Here is a 618-nt window from a genome sequence, read left to right on the forward strand (position 1 = left end):
CCTATAATCCGTGTAAGTGAAAATTTGACAATCGACTTATTAGGAGGGAAATTAAGACTTGAGATGCATGGAAATATAGAATCTTTAATGAAAGATGTTCATTTTTTGAATGCTATATCCAGAGGTAATACTTTTTGGGTGGACAATAAACAGGTGACAGAATACAAAGATGTGAATCTTCCTTCAAGTTTACAAAAAAATATGGAAATGATAACAGATTTTTATAACGCTTTAAAAGAGATACAATTTTCGTGTGATAAGAGAACGGATGAATTTGATGAAAAGGATTGGAAATCTGTTGTAAAATTAATTAATGTATACCATCGTAAAATCAAACTGAAAGAAGACGATAAGAGTGAGTGGTATAATTGGTGGTGGGATGAAAAAGTGATACCGCTTCTTATTGTAAAAGATGAAAATGGCAAAATTCAGATTGTCAACTGGATTGGAAAAGAAGGGTATGCTGTATTTACTGAAAGAGAAACAGGTGAACAGAGTAGACTTCCAAAAGGAATGCTCTTTAAAAGAGATATATGGGAAAAGCTATATGATGTAGATGAGGAGATTCTTTTAAAAGATATTGAAAAAAGTGATTACTCAGAGAGAACCTTAAATGAC

Annotated in this window: 1 protein-coding gene; it reads left to right on the forward strand. The window is 31.7% G+C overall.

Annotation, left to right across the window (positions count from 1 at the left end):
* Positions 1–618, forward strand: a 618-nt coding sequence (locus JQM82_RS16015) for a hypothetical protein (RefSeq protein ID WP_235251418.1), incomplete at both ends; no start/stop codon positions are given.

Source organism: Faecalicatena contorta, assembly GCF_021531995.1.
In the GTDB taxonomy this organism is placed as follows: Bacteria; Bacillota; Clostridia; order Lachnospirales; family Lachnospiraceae; genus Dorea_A; species Dorea_A contorta_A.